Annotated in this window: 1 protein-coding gene; it reads left to right on the top strand. The window is 55.3% G+C overall.

The features are described 5' to 3' along the window. On the top strand, positions 1–295 hold a 295-nt coding region (locus SB773_RS31040; protein WP_410594096.1), incomplete at both ends, for an ABC transporter permease.

Here is a 295-nt window from a genome sequence, read left to right on the forward strand (position 1 = left end):
GTTCTCACGATTCTGGCGGTGCTGTTTCTGCGCTACACGACATTTGGACGAAAGCTCTATGCCATTGGCGGCAACCCGCAGTCCGCGCATTTGTCAGGTATCAATGTGAACAGATATATCACCTATACGTACATCATCTGCGGTGCCCTTTCTGCCTTGGCGGGAATTGTTCTTGCCTCCTGGCTCACTGTAGGGCAGCCAACCGCAGGTAAGAGCATCGCGCTTGATGGGATTGCAGCCGTTGTTCTTGGAGGGACGAGCCTGTTTGGAGGCGTGGGCCGCGTAGGAGGAACCT

Source organism: Bacillus sp. SIMBA_074, assembly GCF_046534555.1.
Taxonomy (GTDB): Bacteria; Bacillota; Bacilli; order Bacillales; family Bacillaceae_G; genus Bacillus_A; species Bacillus_A mycoides.